This window comes from Actinoplanes sp. NPDC051851, assembly GCF_040681165.1.
GTDB lineage: Bacteria > Actinomycetota > Actinomycetes > Mycobacteriales > Micromonosporaceae > Actinoplanes.
The window spans coordinates 23,379-38,084 of the sequence record NZ_JBFAYF010000042.1; the positions used below are offsets into that span (position 1 = coordinate 23,379).

General features: G+C 69.1%; 16 protein-coding genes. 11 read left to right on the plus strand and 5 right to left on the minus strand.

The features are described 5' to 3' along the window. Positions 1-14: 14 nt before the first annotated feature. From AB0M08_RS32145 to AB0M08_RS32165, 5 genes are read left to right on the plus strand one after another with little or no spacing between them, the layout of a single operon-like run. Positions 15-956 (plus strand): ABC transporter permease, encoded by a 942-nt coding sequence (locus AB0M08_RS32145; protein ID WP_364501418.1) that lies wholly within the window; start codon positions 15-17, stop codon positions 954-956. Further along, entirely contained in the window at positions 953-2,686 is a 1,734-nt protein-coding gene (locus tag AB0M08_RS32150) for a dipeptide/oligopeptide/nickel ABC transporter permease/ATP-binding protein (RefSeq protein WP_364501420.1), read from the plus strand. The genes AB0M08_RS32145 and AB0M08_RS32150 overlap by 4 nt, the downstream gene beginning before the upstream one ends. Then, positions 2,683-3,507: an ABC transporter ATP-binding protein gene (locus tag AB0M08_RS32155; RefSeq protein ID WP_364501423.1), complete on the plus strand. Its 825-nt coding sequence runs from the start codon at positions 2,683-2,685 to the stop codon at positions 3,505-3,507. The genes AB0M08_RS32150 and AB0M08_RS32155 overlap by 4 nt, the downstream gene beginning before the upstream one ends. Beyond that, positions 3,504-5,219 carry a family 43 glycosylhydrolase gene (locus AB0M08_RS32160; protein ID WP_364501426.1) on the plus strand — a complete coding sequence of 572 codons (1,716 nt, stop codon included), beginning with the start codon at positions 3,504-3,506 and terminating at the stop codon, positions 5,217-5,219. The genes AB0M08_RS32155 and AB0M08_RS32160 overlap by 4 nt, the downstream gene beginning before the upstream one ends. Further along, complete coding sequence (locus AB0M08_RS32165; protein ID WP_364501429.1) at positions 5,216-6,172, plus strand: nucleoside hydrolase; 957 nt, start codon at positions 5,216-5,218, stop codon at positions 6,170-6,172. The genes AB0M08_RS32160 and AB0M08_RS32165 overlap by 4 nt, the downstream gene beginning before the upstream one ends. Before the next feature lie 249 nt (positions 6,173-6,421). Here the strand turns inward: AB0M08_RS32165 and AB0M08_RS32170 are convergent, their stop codons facing one another. Continuing rightward, positions 6,422-6,793: a hypothetical protein gene (locus tag AB0M08_RS32170; RefSeq protein ID WP_364501432.1), complete on the minus strand. Its 372-nt coding sequence runs from the start codon at positions 6,791-6,793 to the stop codon at positions 6,422-6,424. A gap of 311 nt (positions 6,794-7,104) precedes the next feature. Between AB0M08_RS32170 and AB0M08_RS32175 the strand changes: the two genes are divergently transcribed. Further along, positions 7,105-7,521: a hypothetical protein gene (locus AB0M08_RS32175; RefSeq protein ID WP_364501434.1), complete on the plus strand. Its 417-nt coding sequence runs from the start codon at positions 7,105-7,107 to the stop codon at positions 7,519-7,521. 300 nt (positions 7,522-7,821) lie between these two features. Here the strand turns inward: AB0M08_RS32175 and AB0M08_RS32180 are convergent, their stop codons facing one another. Continuing rightward, a complete protein-coding gene (locus AB0M08_RS32180) occupies positions 7,822-8,544 on the minus strand; it encodes a helix-turn-helix domain-containing protein (RefSeq protein WP_364501436.1) in 723 nt (240 codons plus the stop codon). After that, positions 8,541-9,974 carry a glycoside-pentoside-hexuronide (GPH):cation symporter gene (locus AB0M08_RS32185; protein ID WP_364501439.1) on the minus strand — a complete coding sequence of 478 codons (1,434 nt, stop codon included), beginning with the start codon at positions 9,972-9,974 and terminating at the stop codon, positions 8,541-8,543. The genes AB0M08_RS32180 and AB0M08_RS32185 overlap by 4 nt, the downstream gene beginning before the upstream one ends. Positions 9,975-10,129: 155 nt before the next feature. Between AB0M08_RS32185 and AB0M08_RS32190 the strand changes: the two genes are divergently transcribed. After that, the gene (locus AB0M08_RS32190) at positions 10,130-10,504 is read left to right on the plus strand and encodes a hypothetical protein (protein WP_364501442.1); all 375 of its coding nucleotides are present in this window, start codon (positions 10,130-10,132) and stop codon (positions 10,502-10,504) included. On the opposite strand, the gene AB0M08_RS32195 is transcribed toward AB0M08_RS32190, so the two are convergent. Continuing rightward, positions 10,489-10,848 carry a helix-turn-helix domain-containing protein gene (locus tag AB0M08_RS32195; RefSeq protein ID WP_364501445.1) on the minus strand — a complete coding sequence of 120 codons (360 nt, stop codon included), beginning with the start codon at positions 10,846-10,848 and terminating at the stop codon, positions 10,489-10,491. The genes AB0M08_RS32190 and AB0M08_RS32195 overlap by 16 nt on opposite strands. Positions 10,849-10,956: 108 nt before the next feature. Here AB0M08_RS32195 and AB0M08_RS32200 point away from each other — a divergent pair, with 108 nt between their 5' ends. Continuing rightward, positions 10,957-11,793 carry an NAD(P)H-binding protein gene (locus AB0M08_RS32200; RefSeq protein WP_364501448.1) on the plus strand — a complete coding sequence of 279 codons (837 nt, stop codon included), beginning with the start codon at positions 10,957-10,959 and terminating at the stop codon, positions 11,791-11,793. Positions 11,794-11,838: 45 nt separating this feature from the next. Here the strand turns inward: AB0M08_RS32200 and AB0M08_RS32205 are convergent, their stop codons facing one another. Further along, positions 11,839-12,360, minus strand: coding sequence for a helix-turn-helix domain-containing protein (locus AB0M08_RS32205; protein WP_364501450.1), 522 nt, complete (start codon positions 12,358-12,360; stop codon positions 11,839-11,841). 64 nt (positions 12,361-12,424) lie between these two features. Between AB0M08_RS32205 and AB0M08_RS32210 the strand changes: the two genes are divergently transcribed. The 3 genes from AB0M08_RS32210 to AB0M08_RS32220 all read left to right on the plus strand — a co-directional run bounded on the left by AB0M08_RS32210 (position 12,425) and on the right by AB0M08_RS32220 (position 14,645). Then, complete coding sequence (locus AB0M08_RS32210; protein WP_364501453.1) at positions 12,425-13,171, plus strand: hypothetical protein; 747 nt, start codon at positions 12,425-12,427, stop codon at positions 13,169-13,171. Positions 13,172-13,296: 125 nt separating this feature from the next. Further along, the gene (locus tag AB0M08_RS32215) at positions 13,297-13,767 is read left to right on the plus strand and encodes a GNAT family N-acetyltransferase (protein ID WP_364501455.1); all 471 of its coding nucleotides are present in this window, start codon (positions 13,297-13,299) and stop codon (positions 13,765-13,767) included. Further along, positions 13,764-14,645, plus strand: a complete 882-nt coding sequence (locus tag AB0M08_RS32220; RefSeq protein ID WP_364501458.1) for a helix-turn-helix transcriptional regulator — start codon at positions 13,764-13,766, stop codon at positions 14,643-14,645. The genes AB0M08_RS32215 and AB0M08_RS32220 overlap by 4 nt, the downstream gene beginning before the upstream one ends. Positions 14,646-14,706: the final 61 nt, after the last annotated feature.

The window sequence follows — 14,706 nt, forward strand, 5'->3', positions numbered from 1 at the left end:
ACCGGGAGACGGTTGTGCTCAGCTTCCTCATGAAACGCCTCGGCGCCGGCCTCGTGCTGGTGTTCGCGATCTCCGCGGTGACCTTCCTGCTGCTGCGGGCCACCGGCCAGAACGTGGCCCGCAGCATCGTCGGTCAGACCGCCACGGCCGACCAGGTCGCCGCCAAGCAGGAGGAGCTCGGGCTCAACCGCCCGGTCCTCGAACAGTTCGGGCAGTGGCTCGCCGGCGTGGTCCGCGGCGACTTCGGTTCCTCCTGGTACAGCGGGGAGGCGGTCACCTCGGCACTGTCCAACCGCCTCCCGGTCACCCTGTCCATCGTCCTCGGTGGGCTGCTGCTCTCCGCCGTGCTCAGCGTCCTGCTGGGCGCCGCCGCCGCGACCCGCGGCGGCTGGCTGGACCGGTTCGTCCAGGTCGCCGGGGTGATCGGGTTCGCCATCCCGAGCTTCCTGGTGGCCCTGGTCCTCGCGCTCTACCTGGGCGTGAAGTGGCAACTGCTGCCGGCCACCGGGTACACCGCGCTGGCCGCGTCGCCGGGCGAGTGGTTCGCGTCGATCGTGATGCCCTCGATAGCCCTGGCGATCGGGGCGATGGCCGCCACCGCCCAGCAGATCCGCGGCTCGATGGTGGACGTGCTCCGCCTGGACTACATCCGTACCCTCAAAAGCCGGGGAATCTCCTCCCGCAGCCTGCTCTACAAGCACGCTCTCCGGAACGCCGCGCCGGCCGGGCTGACCGTGCTCTCCCTGCAGTTCATCGCGATGGTCGGCGGCGCGGTCGTGGTCGAGAAGGTCTTCGGCCTCAACGGCATCGGCTCGCTGGCCAACTCGGCCGCCTCCCAGGGCGACGCCCCGCAGCTGCTCGGCGTGGTCGTGGTGATGGTGACCATCGTCGTCCTGGTCAATCTGCTGCTCGACGTCGCGCTCGGCTGGCTCAACCCGAAGGTGAGGGTGCAGTGACCTCTCCCGCCAAGAAACGCCAGACCAAGCTGGTACGCCTGCTCAAGGACCCGACCGCGGTCATCTGCGTGGTCGTGCTGCTCCTGATCGCCCTGGCCGCCGCGTTCGCGCCGCTGCTGACCAGCGAGGATCCCACCAAGACCAGCCTGCTCGACGCGATGGGCCCGGCCGCGGCCGGACACCCGATGGGGTACGACGGCGTCGGCCACGACGTGCTGGCCCGGCTGCTCTACGGCGCCCGGAACAGCCTGCTCGGCGCGCTCTTCGCGCTCGCCGTCGCGGTCGGTCTCGGCGTGCCCGCCGGTCTGGTCGCCGGCTACTACCGCGGCTGGTTCGACACCGTGATGAGCTGGGTCAGCGACTTCCTGCAGGCCATCCCGGCGATCATCCTGCTGCTGGTGGTGCTCGCCGCGATCGGCCAGAACACGTACGTCGCGATGGGCGTCTTCGGTGTGCTGATGTCGACCGGCGTCTACCGCCTGATCCGCGCGTCGGTGCTCGCCGTCCGCGAGGAGCTCTACGTCGACGCGGCGCGGGTCTCCGGGCTCTCCGACGCCCGGATCGTCCGCCGGCACCTGCTGCCGGTCGTGGTCGCGCCGACGGTGATCCAGGCGGCCGGCATGCTCGGCGTCGGCATCCTGATCCAATCCGGTCTGGAGTTCCTCGGTCTCGGCTCGAACACCGAGCCCAGCTGGGGCGCGATGCTCAACGACGCGTTCTCCAACATCTACACCAAGCCGGTGCTGCTGCTCTGGCCCGGCGCGGCGATCGTCATCACGGTGGCGGCGCTGAGCCTGCTCGGCAACAGCCTCTCCGACGTCCTGACCGGTGGTCGCCCGCGCCCAGCTTCGCTCGACCCTAAAGCAGTAAAAAAGACAGTAAATACCGAAAAATCCGACAAGCTTCTGACGGTCGACGACCTCACCGTCACCTACGGGCAGAGCACGGTCGTCGACGGCGTCTCGCTCAGCGTGCAGAAGGGTGAGGTGCTCGGACTGGTCGGCGAGTCCGGCTCGGGCAAGAGCCAGACCGCGTTCGCCATCCTCGGGCTGCTCCCGCCGGAGGCCCGGGTCGACTCGGCCCGGATGTCCTTCGACGGCACCGACCTGGGTGCGCTCAGCCCGGTGCAGCGCAACCAGCTGCGGGGCAAGCGGATCGCGTACGTCCCGCAGGAGCCGATGAGCAACCTGGACCCGTCGTTCACCATCGGGTCCCAGCTGGTCGAACCACTCCGGCAGCACCTCAAGCTCTCCAAGGCGGACGCCAGGAAGCGCGCGCTGGAACTGCTCGACCGGGTCGGGATCGTGGACCCGCAGCGGGTCTTCGGGGCGTACCCGCACGAGATCTCCGGCGGCATGGCACAGCGCATCCTCATCGCGGGCGCGGTCTCCTGCGATCCGGATCTGATCATCGCCGACGAGCCGACCACCGCCCTGGACGTCACCGTCCAGGCCGAGGTCCTCGACCTGCTCCGGTCGCTGCAGAAGGAGCGCGACATGGGCCTGATCCTGGTCACCCACGACTTCGGGGTGGTCGCCGACATCTGCGACACCATCGCCGTGATGCAGACCGGCAGGATCGTCGAGCGCGCCGACGCGGCCACGCTCTTCGCCGATCCGCAGCACGAGTACACCCGGATGCTGCTGAACTCGACCCTGCAGCCGGATTCCCCGCCGCGCCCGCCGCTCCGGCTGCGTTCGTCGGACAAGAAGGAAGGGGCGACCCTGTGAGCGAGTTCCTGCTCGAAGCCGACAAGGTCGAGGTCACCTACCCGGGCCGGGGTCGTACCCCGGTGCTCAAGGGTGTGTCCTTGAACATCCGGCCCGGTGAGACCGTCGGCCTGGTCGGCGAGTCCGGCTCCGGCAAGACCACCCTGGGCCGGGCCATCCTCGGGCTGGCCCCGGTCACCGGCGGCGAGATCCGGTTCGAGGGGCGCGACATCGCCGGCCTCGGGCGCCGGGCCCGCCGCGAACTCAGCGACGACATCCAGGTGGTCTTCCAGGACCCGTACACCTCGCTGAACCCGGCGATGACCGTCGAGGACATCCTCACCGAGCCGCTGCTGGTCACCGGCGTCAACCGCAAGGAGGCCAAGGAGCGGGTGGCGCGCCTCCTCGAGGACGTCCGGCTGCCCGCCGACGCCGGGCAGCGGCTGCCCCGCGAGTTCTCCGGCGGGCAGCGGCAGCGGATCGCGATCGCCCGGGCGCTGACCCGGTCGCCGAAGCTGATCGTCTGCGACGAACCGGTCAGCGCGCTCGACCTCTCCAACCAGGCCCGCGTGCTCGACCTCTTCATCGAGATCCAGGAGCGGACCGGGGTCGCGTACCTCTTCATCACCCACGACCTCGCCGTGGTCCGGCACATCAGTCACCGGGTGGCCGTGCTCTACCGCGGGGACATCGTGGAGACCGGGGACGCGGCGCAGGTGACCAGCGAGCCCACCCATCCGTACACGAAGAAACTGTGGCTGGCGGCGCCGGTTCCCGACCCGGTCAAGCAGGCCGAGCGGCGGGCGGCGCGGCACGCCCTGGCGAAGGAGACTGCGGCGTGAACCCGATCATCCCGGGATTCCACCCGGACCCCAGTGTGTGCCGGGTCGGCGACACGTACTACCTGGCGTGCTCCAGCTTCGAGTACCTGCCCGGCATCCCGGTCTTCCGCAGCACCGACTTCGCGGAGTGGGAGCTGATCGGGCACGTCGCGGAGCGAGCGGGACAGCTGTCCGTACGGGAGACGCCCACGATGGGAGGTGCCTGGGCGCCGACGCTGCGTCACCACGACGGGGTCTTCCACCTGATCGTGACCGATGCGGTCGGCGGGCGCGGCAACGTCGTCTTCACCGCCGAGGACCCGGCCGGCCCCTGGTCGGACGGCATCGTCCTCGAGGGCCTCGACGGCATCGACCCGGACCTGGCGTGGACCGCGAGCGGTGACTGCTACGTCACGTTCTCCGGCCTCAAACTCGACCTCACCGTCGGTAAGCCCGTGCACCTCGGCATCCAGCAGGTCCGCGTCGATCTGGCCACCGGCGAACTCCTCGAAGAGCCGCGCAGCGTCTGGTCCGGCACCGGCGGCATGTTCCCCGAGGCGCCGCACCTGTACGAGATCGACGGCGTCTGGTACCTCATGATCGCCGAGGGCGGCACCGAGCGTGGGCACAGCGTCACCATCGCGCGCGGTCCGGGCCCCGAGGGCCCGTTCGAGCCGTGCCCGCACAATCCGCTGGTCACCGCGCGTGGCACCGACCGCCCGGTGCAGAACACCGGCCACGGCGACCTGGTCCAACTCGTCGACGGCAGCTGGGCGATGGTCCTGCTCGGCACCCGCCCGCGCAGCATGACCCGCGCGTTCGCCCCGATGGGCCGGGAGACCCACGCGACCCCGGTGACCTGGGCGGACGGCTGGCCGTACGCGTCGCCGGTGGTGCTCGGCGCGCCCCAGCCGGGCCTGGCCTGGACCGACGACTTCAACAGCGAAGAGCTCGACCCGCGGTGGCTTGCGGTCCGGCGTTTCGCTTCCGCTTTCGCCGATCTGCGGGTACGCCCCGGCTGGCTCCGCCTGCGCCACGACGGCCACGGCATCGACGATCTGACCCCGGTCTTCGTGGGCCGCCGGCAGGAGCGCGAACACCAACGTTTCGAGGCGACCCTGGACGTCAGCGCGGGCACGGGCGGCCTGGCCATCCGCTACGCGGAGAACTACTACCTGGCCATCGAGGCCGGCCCCGCTCCTGGCTCTCCCAGCTCTTCCAGCTCTCCCAGTTCTCCCAGCTCTCCCAGTTCTCCCGGCTCTTCCGGTTCTTCCGGCTCTCCCCGCGGTGAGGTCCGCGGCCGGTTTGTCCTGCCTACGCTGACCAAGGAGTGGTCCGCGCCGCTCACCGGCGACGTGGTCCACCTGTCGATCACCGCCGACACGGACAGTGCCCCGACCAGCTGCGACCTCCTCCGCCTGGGCTACCGCGACGCGACGGGCGAGTGGCGCGAACTGGCCGCCGTCGACGGCCGCTTCCTCTCCACCGAAGTCGCCGAGTCCTTCACCGGCCGCGTCGCGGGTGTCTACGCCGCCTCCGGCGTGGTCGACATCGACGTCGTGAGCTCCACCGGCCGCGACGTCGTCCGTCCCGCCGCGCCTTCCGAGCCCGTGCTCTCGCCCGCCGCGCCTTCCGAGCCCGTGCTCTCGCCCGCCGCGCCTTCCGCGCCCTCCCCGTCCGTCGTGCCTGCCGCTCCCTCCGCGCTCGCTTCGTCTGAAGGAGACGCTCAGTGACCCGCCGTTTCAAGGTTCCCGGCACGCCCCGGGTGCGAGTGATCTCCGACAACGACTACTCCGGCGACCCGGACGGCCTCGTCCAGCTGGCCCACCACGCGCTCTCCACCTCGGTCGACCTGCGCGCGGTGATCGGCTCGCACCTGCGCGTCGGCGACCCGTGGGCCAGCTCGGATCACACCGCCGACGACGCCGCGGAGAAGGCCCGCAAGGTGCTCGAACTCTGCGGCCGCTCCGACGTGAAGGTTGTCGCCGGCTCCAACGTAGCCCTGGAGAACCGCACCACCCCGATCCCCAGCGCCGCCACCGAGGCGATCATCGAGGAGGCGATGCGCGACGACCCGCGCCCGCTCTACGTCTGCCTCGGCGCCGGGCTCACCGAGCTGGCCAGTGCCCTCCTGATCGAGCCCCGGATCGCCGACCGCCTCACCGCGGTCTGGATCGGCGGCGCCGAGTACCGCAGTATCGCCGTGGCCCCACCCGGCGCGATCCCGGTCGAATACAACACCGCCATCGACCCGACCGCCGCCCAGGTGGTCTTCAACGACACGACGGTCCCGATCTGGCAGATCCCGCGCGACGCCTACCGCCAGTGCGTAGCGAGCATGACCGAGGTGGTGACCCGCTTCGACCACGCCGGTGAGCTGGGTGTTCACTTGGCCGACTCCCTCCTCGAAGTACTCGACACGGTCACCAGGTTCGGCCTGAACCCTGGCGAGACGTACGTCATGGGCGACAGCCCGCTGGTCCTGCTCACGGTGCTCCAGACCGAGTTCGAGCCGGACGTCGCCTCCAGCGACTGGCGTTGGCTGCCCGCCCCGGTGATCGCCGACGACGGCTCCTACACCCACGCCGAACTGCCCCGCCGCCCGATCCGCGTCTTCACCCGTCTCGACACCGACCTGATGATGCGCGACCTCTACGCCAAGCTGGAAGCCCACGCCTCCCAATGAAGTCGTGCGTCGGTGACGTCGTGGACCGGTGACGTCGCGGACCGGTGAGGTCGTGTGCCGGTGAGGTCGTGCGTCGGTGACGTCGCGGACCGGTGAGGTCGTGTGCCGGTGAAGTCGTGCGCCGGGGTCGGAGGGCCGCCCGACCCCGGCGCTGTTCCTGCCGTCGCCTTGCTCCTCGCCGTTCCCGTCGCTGCCCCACCCCTCGTTCTTTCCGGAGTCGTCTCGTTCTCGGCCTGGTCAGGCGCCATCTCACTCGCGGCCCAGCGCGGCGTCGGCCAGCAGCCGTGCCTTGCGCGTGGGCATGTCACCCTGCTCGGTGAGAATCTCCACGACGATGGCCTGCACCTCGTCATCGGCGAGCCGTTCTCGTATCTCCTCCTCGGTCAGGTACCGATGAATCGCCTGCGCAACCTCGAACATCAGCATCGTCACCAGCGGCGGCGTATCCTCGGCCCGCTGCGGATGCCGAAAGTACGCTTCCGCAAGCGCCGGAAACATCAACAGCTCCACCCGAACCTGCGCCGGAGCATCCCCGAGCCGCTCCCGATCTCCGACAGAGATCCTTTTCAACAGCGTCCTCGCCAGAGCAACAACCGCCGTCCGCGCCGTCGTCGAATTCATGCTGCTTCACTACGCAGGCCCCGCCCACCCGGTTGTCCACTGTCTACTGAACTACTCCTTTCGCCTGATCTATCCCCTCGATGAGGTGACCTCCCCGCAGGCGGCGAAGGCCCTGTCGTCACCCCGTGGAGGCGACGAGGCCACGCACACCTGACCGGCGCAGCCCGCGCCCCTGTGCCGCGGTGTGGAAGCGGGTTGGTGGTCGCCCTGATCTCCAGCCGAGCCGAACGAGGCGGCCGACTCGGAAGGTCAGCGTCGACTGGCGCCTCCTTCCCATCCGTCCTGTCCTTCCCGTCTTTCCTGCCTTTCCCGTGCGGGAGACCCGGTTCGCCGGGGAGATCTGCCTCGGTTGGCGGGTCTGCCTCGACGGGGAGGTCTGCCTCGATAGGAAGCTCAGGCTCGGTGGGAAGCTCAGGCTCGGTGGGAAGCTCAGGCTCAACGGGAAGCTCGGGGTTGGCGGGAAGCTCAGGCTCGACAGGAAGCTCGGGACCGATGGGAAGCTCAGGCTCGGCGGGACGGCGTGGTGTGGCCGGGACGTCTGGACGGGCTGGCGGGAGCCTCCGTTCTGTGGCCGCCGCACGCTGGCCGCCTTGGCCCAGGTGCCCTTGGCCAAGGTGCCCTTGGTTCAGGTGTTCTTGGCTCAGGTGCTCTTGGTCCGGCCGCTCTCGATCCAGTTTTTGTATGCGTGCGAAATAGGCCTGATCCAGGGCTCGGATGTTCTCCGGTGAATCCTTATCCAGCTGGCGGAGCCGCGACACGTGGCGTTGGCGCAAACCCCACGCGCGGTGCCTTTCGTGTTCACGCCGAAATGCGTCGCGGCTAGGTGAGTAATTGCGCGCCTTCGTGCGGTCGCGCATCTCCGCTATCTGGCTTCTGCTGAACAATGATCCCTGTTGCATGGCTCAAGTCTGCCGCGCCGGCGAGCCCGATTGTCAGCACTGGATCATGCCAATCCAAACTCCACAGAATTCGCAAAAATGGGCCGTCGGAAGTGATTTTAATGCAGGTTTGCCGAGTGCTGGAATGGCTCAATGGCGCAGCGCGGTGAGATAGAGTCGGGCCAGTTCGGTCAGCATGTCGCGCGGATAGATCTGCTGTTCCTGGGCGAGCTGGTCGCCGCGGCCGTAGACACGCTGGGCGAGTCCGAGGTAGGCGTTGGTCAGCGTGGAGGCGGTCAGCTCCGGGGATACGGCCAGCCGGAGCGTGCCGTCCTCCTGGCCGAGGTGCAGAACGGCGACCAGCGGTGCGAGCAGGCCGTGGATCGCTTGCCGGTACGCCTCGTCCAGCGCGGTCGCCACTGCGGTGTCCGCCTTACCGCTGTCAGCTCCGTGGCTGTCATCGGATTCTGGTAGGTGGCCGGCATCGGATTCTGGTTGCGTTCCGGGTTTGCGGCTCGGCTCGGTTGGTGGGGAGGTGGAACGTGCGTCGAAGATGCGGGTGAACCGGACCTCGTCGGCGGCCTCGTCTACGAGTTGTTCGAGGTCGGTGAAGGCGGTGGCCAGACGGGCGGCACCGGTGCCGCTCCACGACTCGCTGCGGTGCCTGACCGTTTCGGCCCAGCGCTGAAGGATGTCTACCTCGACCGCGAGGGCGACCTGCTCGCGGGTGGCGAAGTAGCGGTAGACGGTTCGGCGCGTGACCGAGCACCGGTCCGCGATGTCGTCGATAGTCACCTGGTCGACGCCTCGCTCCAGGAACAGGTCCCGGGCTGCCGCGATCAGGGCCGCTCGCCGTCGCTCCCGGACGCTCACGACTTCGGGGCGCCGGCGCCAGGGGAGCGCACGTCTGAGGAGGAGACGCTTGAGGAGGTGCCGTCTGGGTCTGCGCCGTCTGGGACTGCGCCGTCTGGGGAGGAGGCCATGTAGGAGGGGGCGTTCGGGGGCTCGTTGAGTTCCAGCTCGCGGACCAGGTCGGCGTGGCGGCGCTCGTCCAGGGCGTACCGGAGAAGGGGGAGGACGGCGAGAAAGCCGATCAGGCCGGGGACCAGCGTCATCGTGGCGTGGAGGCCGTTGAGTGTGGTGGATGTCTGGGTTTCGCCGGCGTGGTAGCCGAATGCGGCTAGCAGGGCGAGGGGGAGGGAGGCGCCGATGGCCGAAGCGACCTTCGTCTTGAAGATGTTGGTGGAGAAGACCAAGCCCTCGGTGCGGCGGCCGGTCTTCCACTGACCGTATTCGACCGTGTCGGCGAGCATGGAGAGGAGCGTGATGTTGGTGATGCCGTAGCCGAGGCCGGTGACGGCGATCCAGAACAGCATCGGGGGCAGCGAACCATAGCCGGTCAGCCAACCGCCGAGCGAGGTCACCGTGGTCACGGCGATGCCGGTGAGGGCCGCCCGTCGTTTGCCCCAGGTGCGTGCGGCGAGAGGGCTGAGCAGCGAACCGATGATGGTGGTGATTGCGAAGATGCCGACGAAGAGCGGGACCAGGTCCTCGGCGTCGAAGTTGTAGCGCAGGTAGTACGCCGGGATGATGCTGCGGATGGTGAACGCGGCCTCGGTCAGCAGCATCGCGACCAGCAGCAGCTGGAGCGGGGTGTTCTGGCGGAACAGCCGGACCATCTCCAGCGGACCGTAGTGCGGCGACGGCACGTAGTCCTTGCGTTCCCGGACACGGGTGAAGGTCACCCAGGTCAGGGCCACCGCGATTACGGCGTAGAGGATCGCGACCTGGTTCCAGGAGAGCGCGCCGACCAGCGGCAGCGTCACCAGGTTGACGCCGATGAAGCCGATGCTGGCCAGCGTCCGCGGGACCATGACCAGCGAGGTCCGCTCCCGTGCGTCGAGGGTGAGAGCGGCCGACATGGACCAGTACGGGACGTCCATCGCGGTGAACGAGAGGCCCCAGAGGAGGTAGGTCAGGTATGCCAGTACCAGGGTCGTGGTGCCGTTCCCCGCCGGTACCGAGAACAGGACGACGGTGAGCAGCGCGAGGACCGGGGGAGCGAGCAGCAGGTACGGCCGGAAACGCCCCCAGCGCGAGGAGGTCCGGTCGACCAGCATCCCCATGATCGGGTCGAAGAGCGCGTCGAATACGCGTACCAGAAGGAAGAGAAGTGACGCGGCGGCGGCCGTGATCCCGAGCTCGTCGGTGTAGAAGAGCGCGAGATAGGTCGCCACGAATCCGTAGACGATGTTGTTGCCCAGGCTTCCCCAGCCGTACGCGAGCTTGGTTCCCCAGCCCATGCCACCCGCCCTCTCCCGGTCGCGCCAGACAGCGCACCGGAAAATAACACACGTGTGACATTTTTTATCCACCGCGTTCGATCGATGCGTGATCTCTTACGACGCGTCGGGCTTCGCTGTCTCGCGGCTGCTGGATCGTCGTGCGCGTTCGCCGGATGCCGACACCTGGCGGGAGCTCGAACGCCGCCTCATCGTCGACGGCGAGTGCTTCGACCCCGGCCGGGTTCGCCGCGCTGCCCGCGCTCGGCGAGATCGCCGGGTCCGCCGGGTCGTCGGCGCTCAGCGGGATCGCCGGGTCCGCCGGGTCCGCCGGGTTCGTGGAGTCCGCCGGGTTCGTGGAGTCCGCCGGGTCGTCGGCGCTCGGTGGGTTCGCCGTGGCCGTCGCGGAGGAGGGCCGGGACCGGGCGCTGGACCTCGCCTCGGTGATCATGCGAATGCGGCACCGGATCGACGAGCCGGTCGAGGCCGAGCCGTTCGCGGTGCTGCACCGGCTCGCGCGGGCTGTCAAGCGTCGTCATCTGGTGTCGTAGGCGTTCCGTGCTCGCTCAACCGCCGGAAGGTGGGTGTCCGCCCAGGTGGTCAGATGGGCGAAGAGTGGGCCGAGGCTGGCGCCCAGGTCGGTGATCTCGTACTCGACCCGGGGTGGCACCTCGGCGTAGTAGGTGCGTGCAACGAGCCCGTCGCGTTCCAGCTGGCGTAGCCGCTGGGTGAGCACCTTCGGCGTGATGGTGGTCAGCCGGCGCTCCAGCTCCACGAATCGCTGTCGGCCGTACTCGTGCAGAGCCCACAGGATCGGGGTCGTCCACCGGCTGAACACGATGTCGACGACCGGCGCGACCGGGCATGCGATCTCGGGGTCCGCTGAGCGTTGCATGTGCCCTCCGCCACAAAGCCATTACTATCCTCTAGGTACCTACTATACGGATGCCACTAACGTCCCCCTCGGCCGCGCGAGTGACGCGGTCCGAAAGGGAGACGAGGCATGTTCGTCGTAACAGGAGCGACCGGCAATGTCGGCCGGACGCTGGTGTCGATTCTCGCGGCGTCGGGCACCGCGGTCACGGCGGTGTCGCGTGGACGGCGCCCGGTCGCGGTGCCGGACGGAGTTCGTCACCACCGTGCCGACCTCGAGGAGCCGGAGAGCCTGGGTCCGGCACTCGCCGGTGCCGACGCCATGTTCCTCCTGGTGGAGGGCGCGGGCGCGAATCTTGACGGGCCCGAGATTCTCCGAGTGGCCACGGCGGCCGGGGTGAAGCGGGTCGTGCTGCAATCCTCACAGGCCGTCGGCACCCGGCCGGCATCGGCGTCGCACGCCCCGCTGCACGCCATCGAGGAGCACGTACGCCGGTCGGGCCTCGGCTGGACGATCCTGCGGCCCGGCGGCTTCGCCTCCAATGCCCTCGCCTGGGCGGAGGCGGTCCGGTCCCGCCGCACGGTGGCCGCGCCCTTCGGCGATGTCGGCCTGCCGGTGGTCGATCCGGACGACATCGCCGGGGTGGCCGCCGTCGCCCTCCACGGTGGCCACGACGGTCGCACCTATGTGCTGACCGGCCCGGCACTGAGCACCCCGCGCCGACGGGCAGCGGACCTCGCCGCCGCGCTCGGCGCTCCGATCCGCTTCGTCGAGCAGTCGCCGGACGAGGCCCGCCGGCAGATGCTGGGGTTCATGCCACCGCCGGTGGTCGAAGGCACCCTGGCGATTCTCGGCACGCCGACCGACATCGAGCAGCGCATCAGCCCCGACGTGACAGAGGTTCTGGGCCGTCCCCCGCGGCCCTTCGCCGAGTGGGCCGCGCGCAACATCGACGCCTTCCGCTGACCCGCCGAACCGCCCACGAGCCATGACCGGCCGCCGCCGGGGTGATTACAGCTTCTCCTGTACGACCTGGACCAGGGCGGTCAGGGCCTCGTCGGTCAGGTCCTGGTGCCGGGTGATCAGGGCGGCTATCCCGTAGACCCGGACCTGGCCGGTGGGCTGGTCGCCGAGCGTATCGGCCATGTCGTCGGCCAGGCGGTCCACCCGGGCGGCCGTGTCGGGGTCGAAGGCGCCGCGGTCGAAGAAGACCATGGTGATCACCGCGCGGTGGCGGACCACGAAACCCGTGTAGAACGCGCGGGCGGCGGCCGGGCGCTCGTCCGGCGCTAGCGCCCGCAGCTGGGCGATTCCGGCCTCGGCGTCGGTGAAGACCGGGGCCATGAGCGCGGCGACGATCTCGTCGCGGGAGCGGAAGTGGTGGTAGATCGCCGCCTTACTCACGCTCAGCCGGTCGGCGATCATCTGCAGCGACGTACCGGCGAGGGTTTTGCTGCGGAACATCTCGGCGGCGACCGTCAGTAGTCGCTCGCGGCCGCCGCGGGTGCGCTTGAGCGCCTGGAGATCCTCCACTCAGCCAACTTACCACTCGGTTAGTTACCGTGTTAACTTACCGATCGGAAAGTTGGAGGCTGTCATGGACTTCTACGACGAGCTGATGCGCGTCTTCACGCTGGACAACACCCCGCTGCTGGTGGTGTCGGCGATCACGTTCCTCTTCGGGTATCTGGAGTACGTCTACAGCTTCGCCCTGATGTGGAAGGAGCACCGGGCGCCCTACCCGGTGTGGATGCACACCTTCTACCTCGCCCACGACAGCAGCTGGGCGGCGATCATGCTGTGGACCGCGGCGCACCACGGCTGGAACTGGTTCTTCACCACCTGCGGTGTCGCGCTGATGATCTGGAATTTCTTCGAGGTCTTCAACATCTGGAAGGCGATCACCGTCGAGCGGCAGGAGATCTGGGGCGACTACCACCGCGGGCCGGTCAGCACCCGGTACGCCGCGTTCAACGTCGCGGTGCAGGTGGCCGCGTTCTACTGCCTCGTCAACATCCTCATCGGATTCATGGGGGCGGGCAGTATCCTGCAGTGGTTCCTCTTCACCAACATGCTCATCGCGGCCGCCCCGGGCGTGCTCTGGGCGCGGCGTGGCGTCCGGGACGGTTCGCGGCGCGGCACCAGCATGGGCCTGGCGATCCTCATCCTGATCGCCACGGTCAACACGTTCCTGCCGTCGAGCATGTGGGTGCTGGCCATGCCGGAGGTCTTCGACAAGCCCTGGTACTACGTCACCGGCGTCGTCTTCACCCTGATCGCCGCTCTCAACCTCTACCAGCTCTCCCGCCTGCCGGCCAAGACGGAGCCCCGGGCGATCTGGTGACCGTGGTCCGTGCCGTCTGGTGACCGCGGTCCGTGCCGTCTGGTGACCGCGGGCCGGGCGATCTGGTGACCGTGGCCTCGCGAAGAGGGCCGGGAACGTGGCGATACGGTAAGGCGGGAGGCTTGATGAGCGTCGTTCTGGAACCCATGTCGCGTACGGAGTTCGAGACGCGGATCGCCGCGCTGCGCAGTCGTTACGCGGGGAATCTGCATCGGGAGCGCGGGATGAGCCCGGCGGAAGCGGAGGCGGAGGCATCCGAGAAGCTGGATGTCATTCTGCCGAAGGGGTATGACAGCGAGCTCACCATCCTGCGGACCGCCCGTGTCGGCGGGGACGTGGTCGGCTGGGTCTGGGTCACCCTGCCGGGAGCGCCGGGGCGGCCGGAGATGGCCTGGGTGCACAACATCGATGTGGATCCGGCGTTCCAGTCGCGGGGGTACGGGCGGGGGATCCTGCTGGCGATCGAGGAGGAGCTTCGCGGGCAGGGGGTGGACCGGCTCGGGCTGAACGTCTTCGGGGGCAATACACGGGCGATCCGGCTGTACGAGAGCCTCGGGTTCGGTGTCATGGCGCAGCAGATGGCGAAGTCGCTGTGAACGACAACCGGGCCGAGGTGCACGAGTTCCTGACGTCGCGCCGGGCGAAGATCTCGCCGGAGCGCGTGGGGCTGCCGGTGACCGGGGCCCGCCGCGTGCCGGGGCTGCGCCGGGGTGAGGTCGCCACGCTCGCCGGGGTGAGTGTCGAGTACTACGCCAAGCTGGAGCGCGGGCAGTTCGCCGGGGTGTCGGCCGGCGTCCTCGAGTCGATCGCCCGCGCGCTGCGCCTCGACGACGCCGAGCGGGCGCACCTCATGCACCTGGCGCAGGACGCGAACGGCAGTGGCGCTCTGTTGCGGCCGAACCGGCGGCGCAAGCCGTTCACCGTACGGCCGAGCCTGCAGTGGTCACTCGACGCGATCACCGCGCCGGCGATCGTGGTGAACCACCGCTCGGACCTGCTGGCCTGCAATCATCTCGGCCGCGCCATGCACAGCGACCTCTTCGCCGACCGGGTGCGGGCCGACGCGGCGGTGCCGCCCAACTTCGCCCGGTTCACGTTTCTGGACAGTGCGGCGCACCGGTTCTATCCGGACTGGAACCTGTTCGCGGACATGACGGTGGGTAACCTGCGGACGGCGGCGGGCATCGATCCGCACGACAAGGGGCTGCACGATCTGGTCGGCGAGCTCTCCACCCGCAGTGACGACTTCCGGCGCCGCTGGGGTTCGCACGATGTCCGCATCCACGGGACCGGGGTCAAGCATTTCCGGCATCACGTCGTCGGTGACCTGGAACTCGCCTACGAGACCATGGATCTGGTCGCGGAGCCGGGACTGAAGATGACCATCTACGCCGCCGAGCCAGGCTCACCCACCGCGCAGGCGCTCACCCTTCTCGCCTCCTGGGCAGCCACCGACTTCTCCCGTACGCCGTGAGCCTCCGACCAGCGATCGGGGTGCTCACGGCGTACCGGAGAAGGCTTTGACGCAGGGTTTT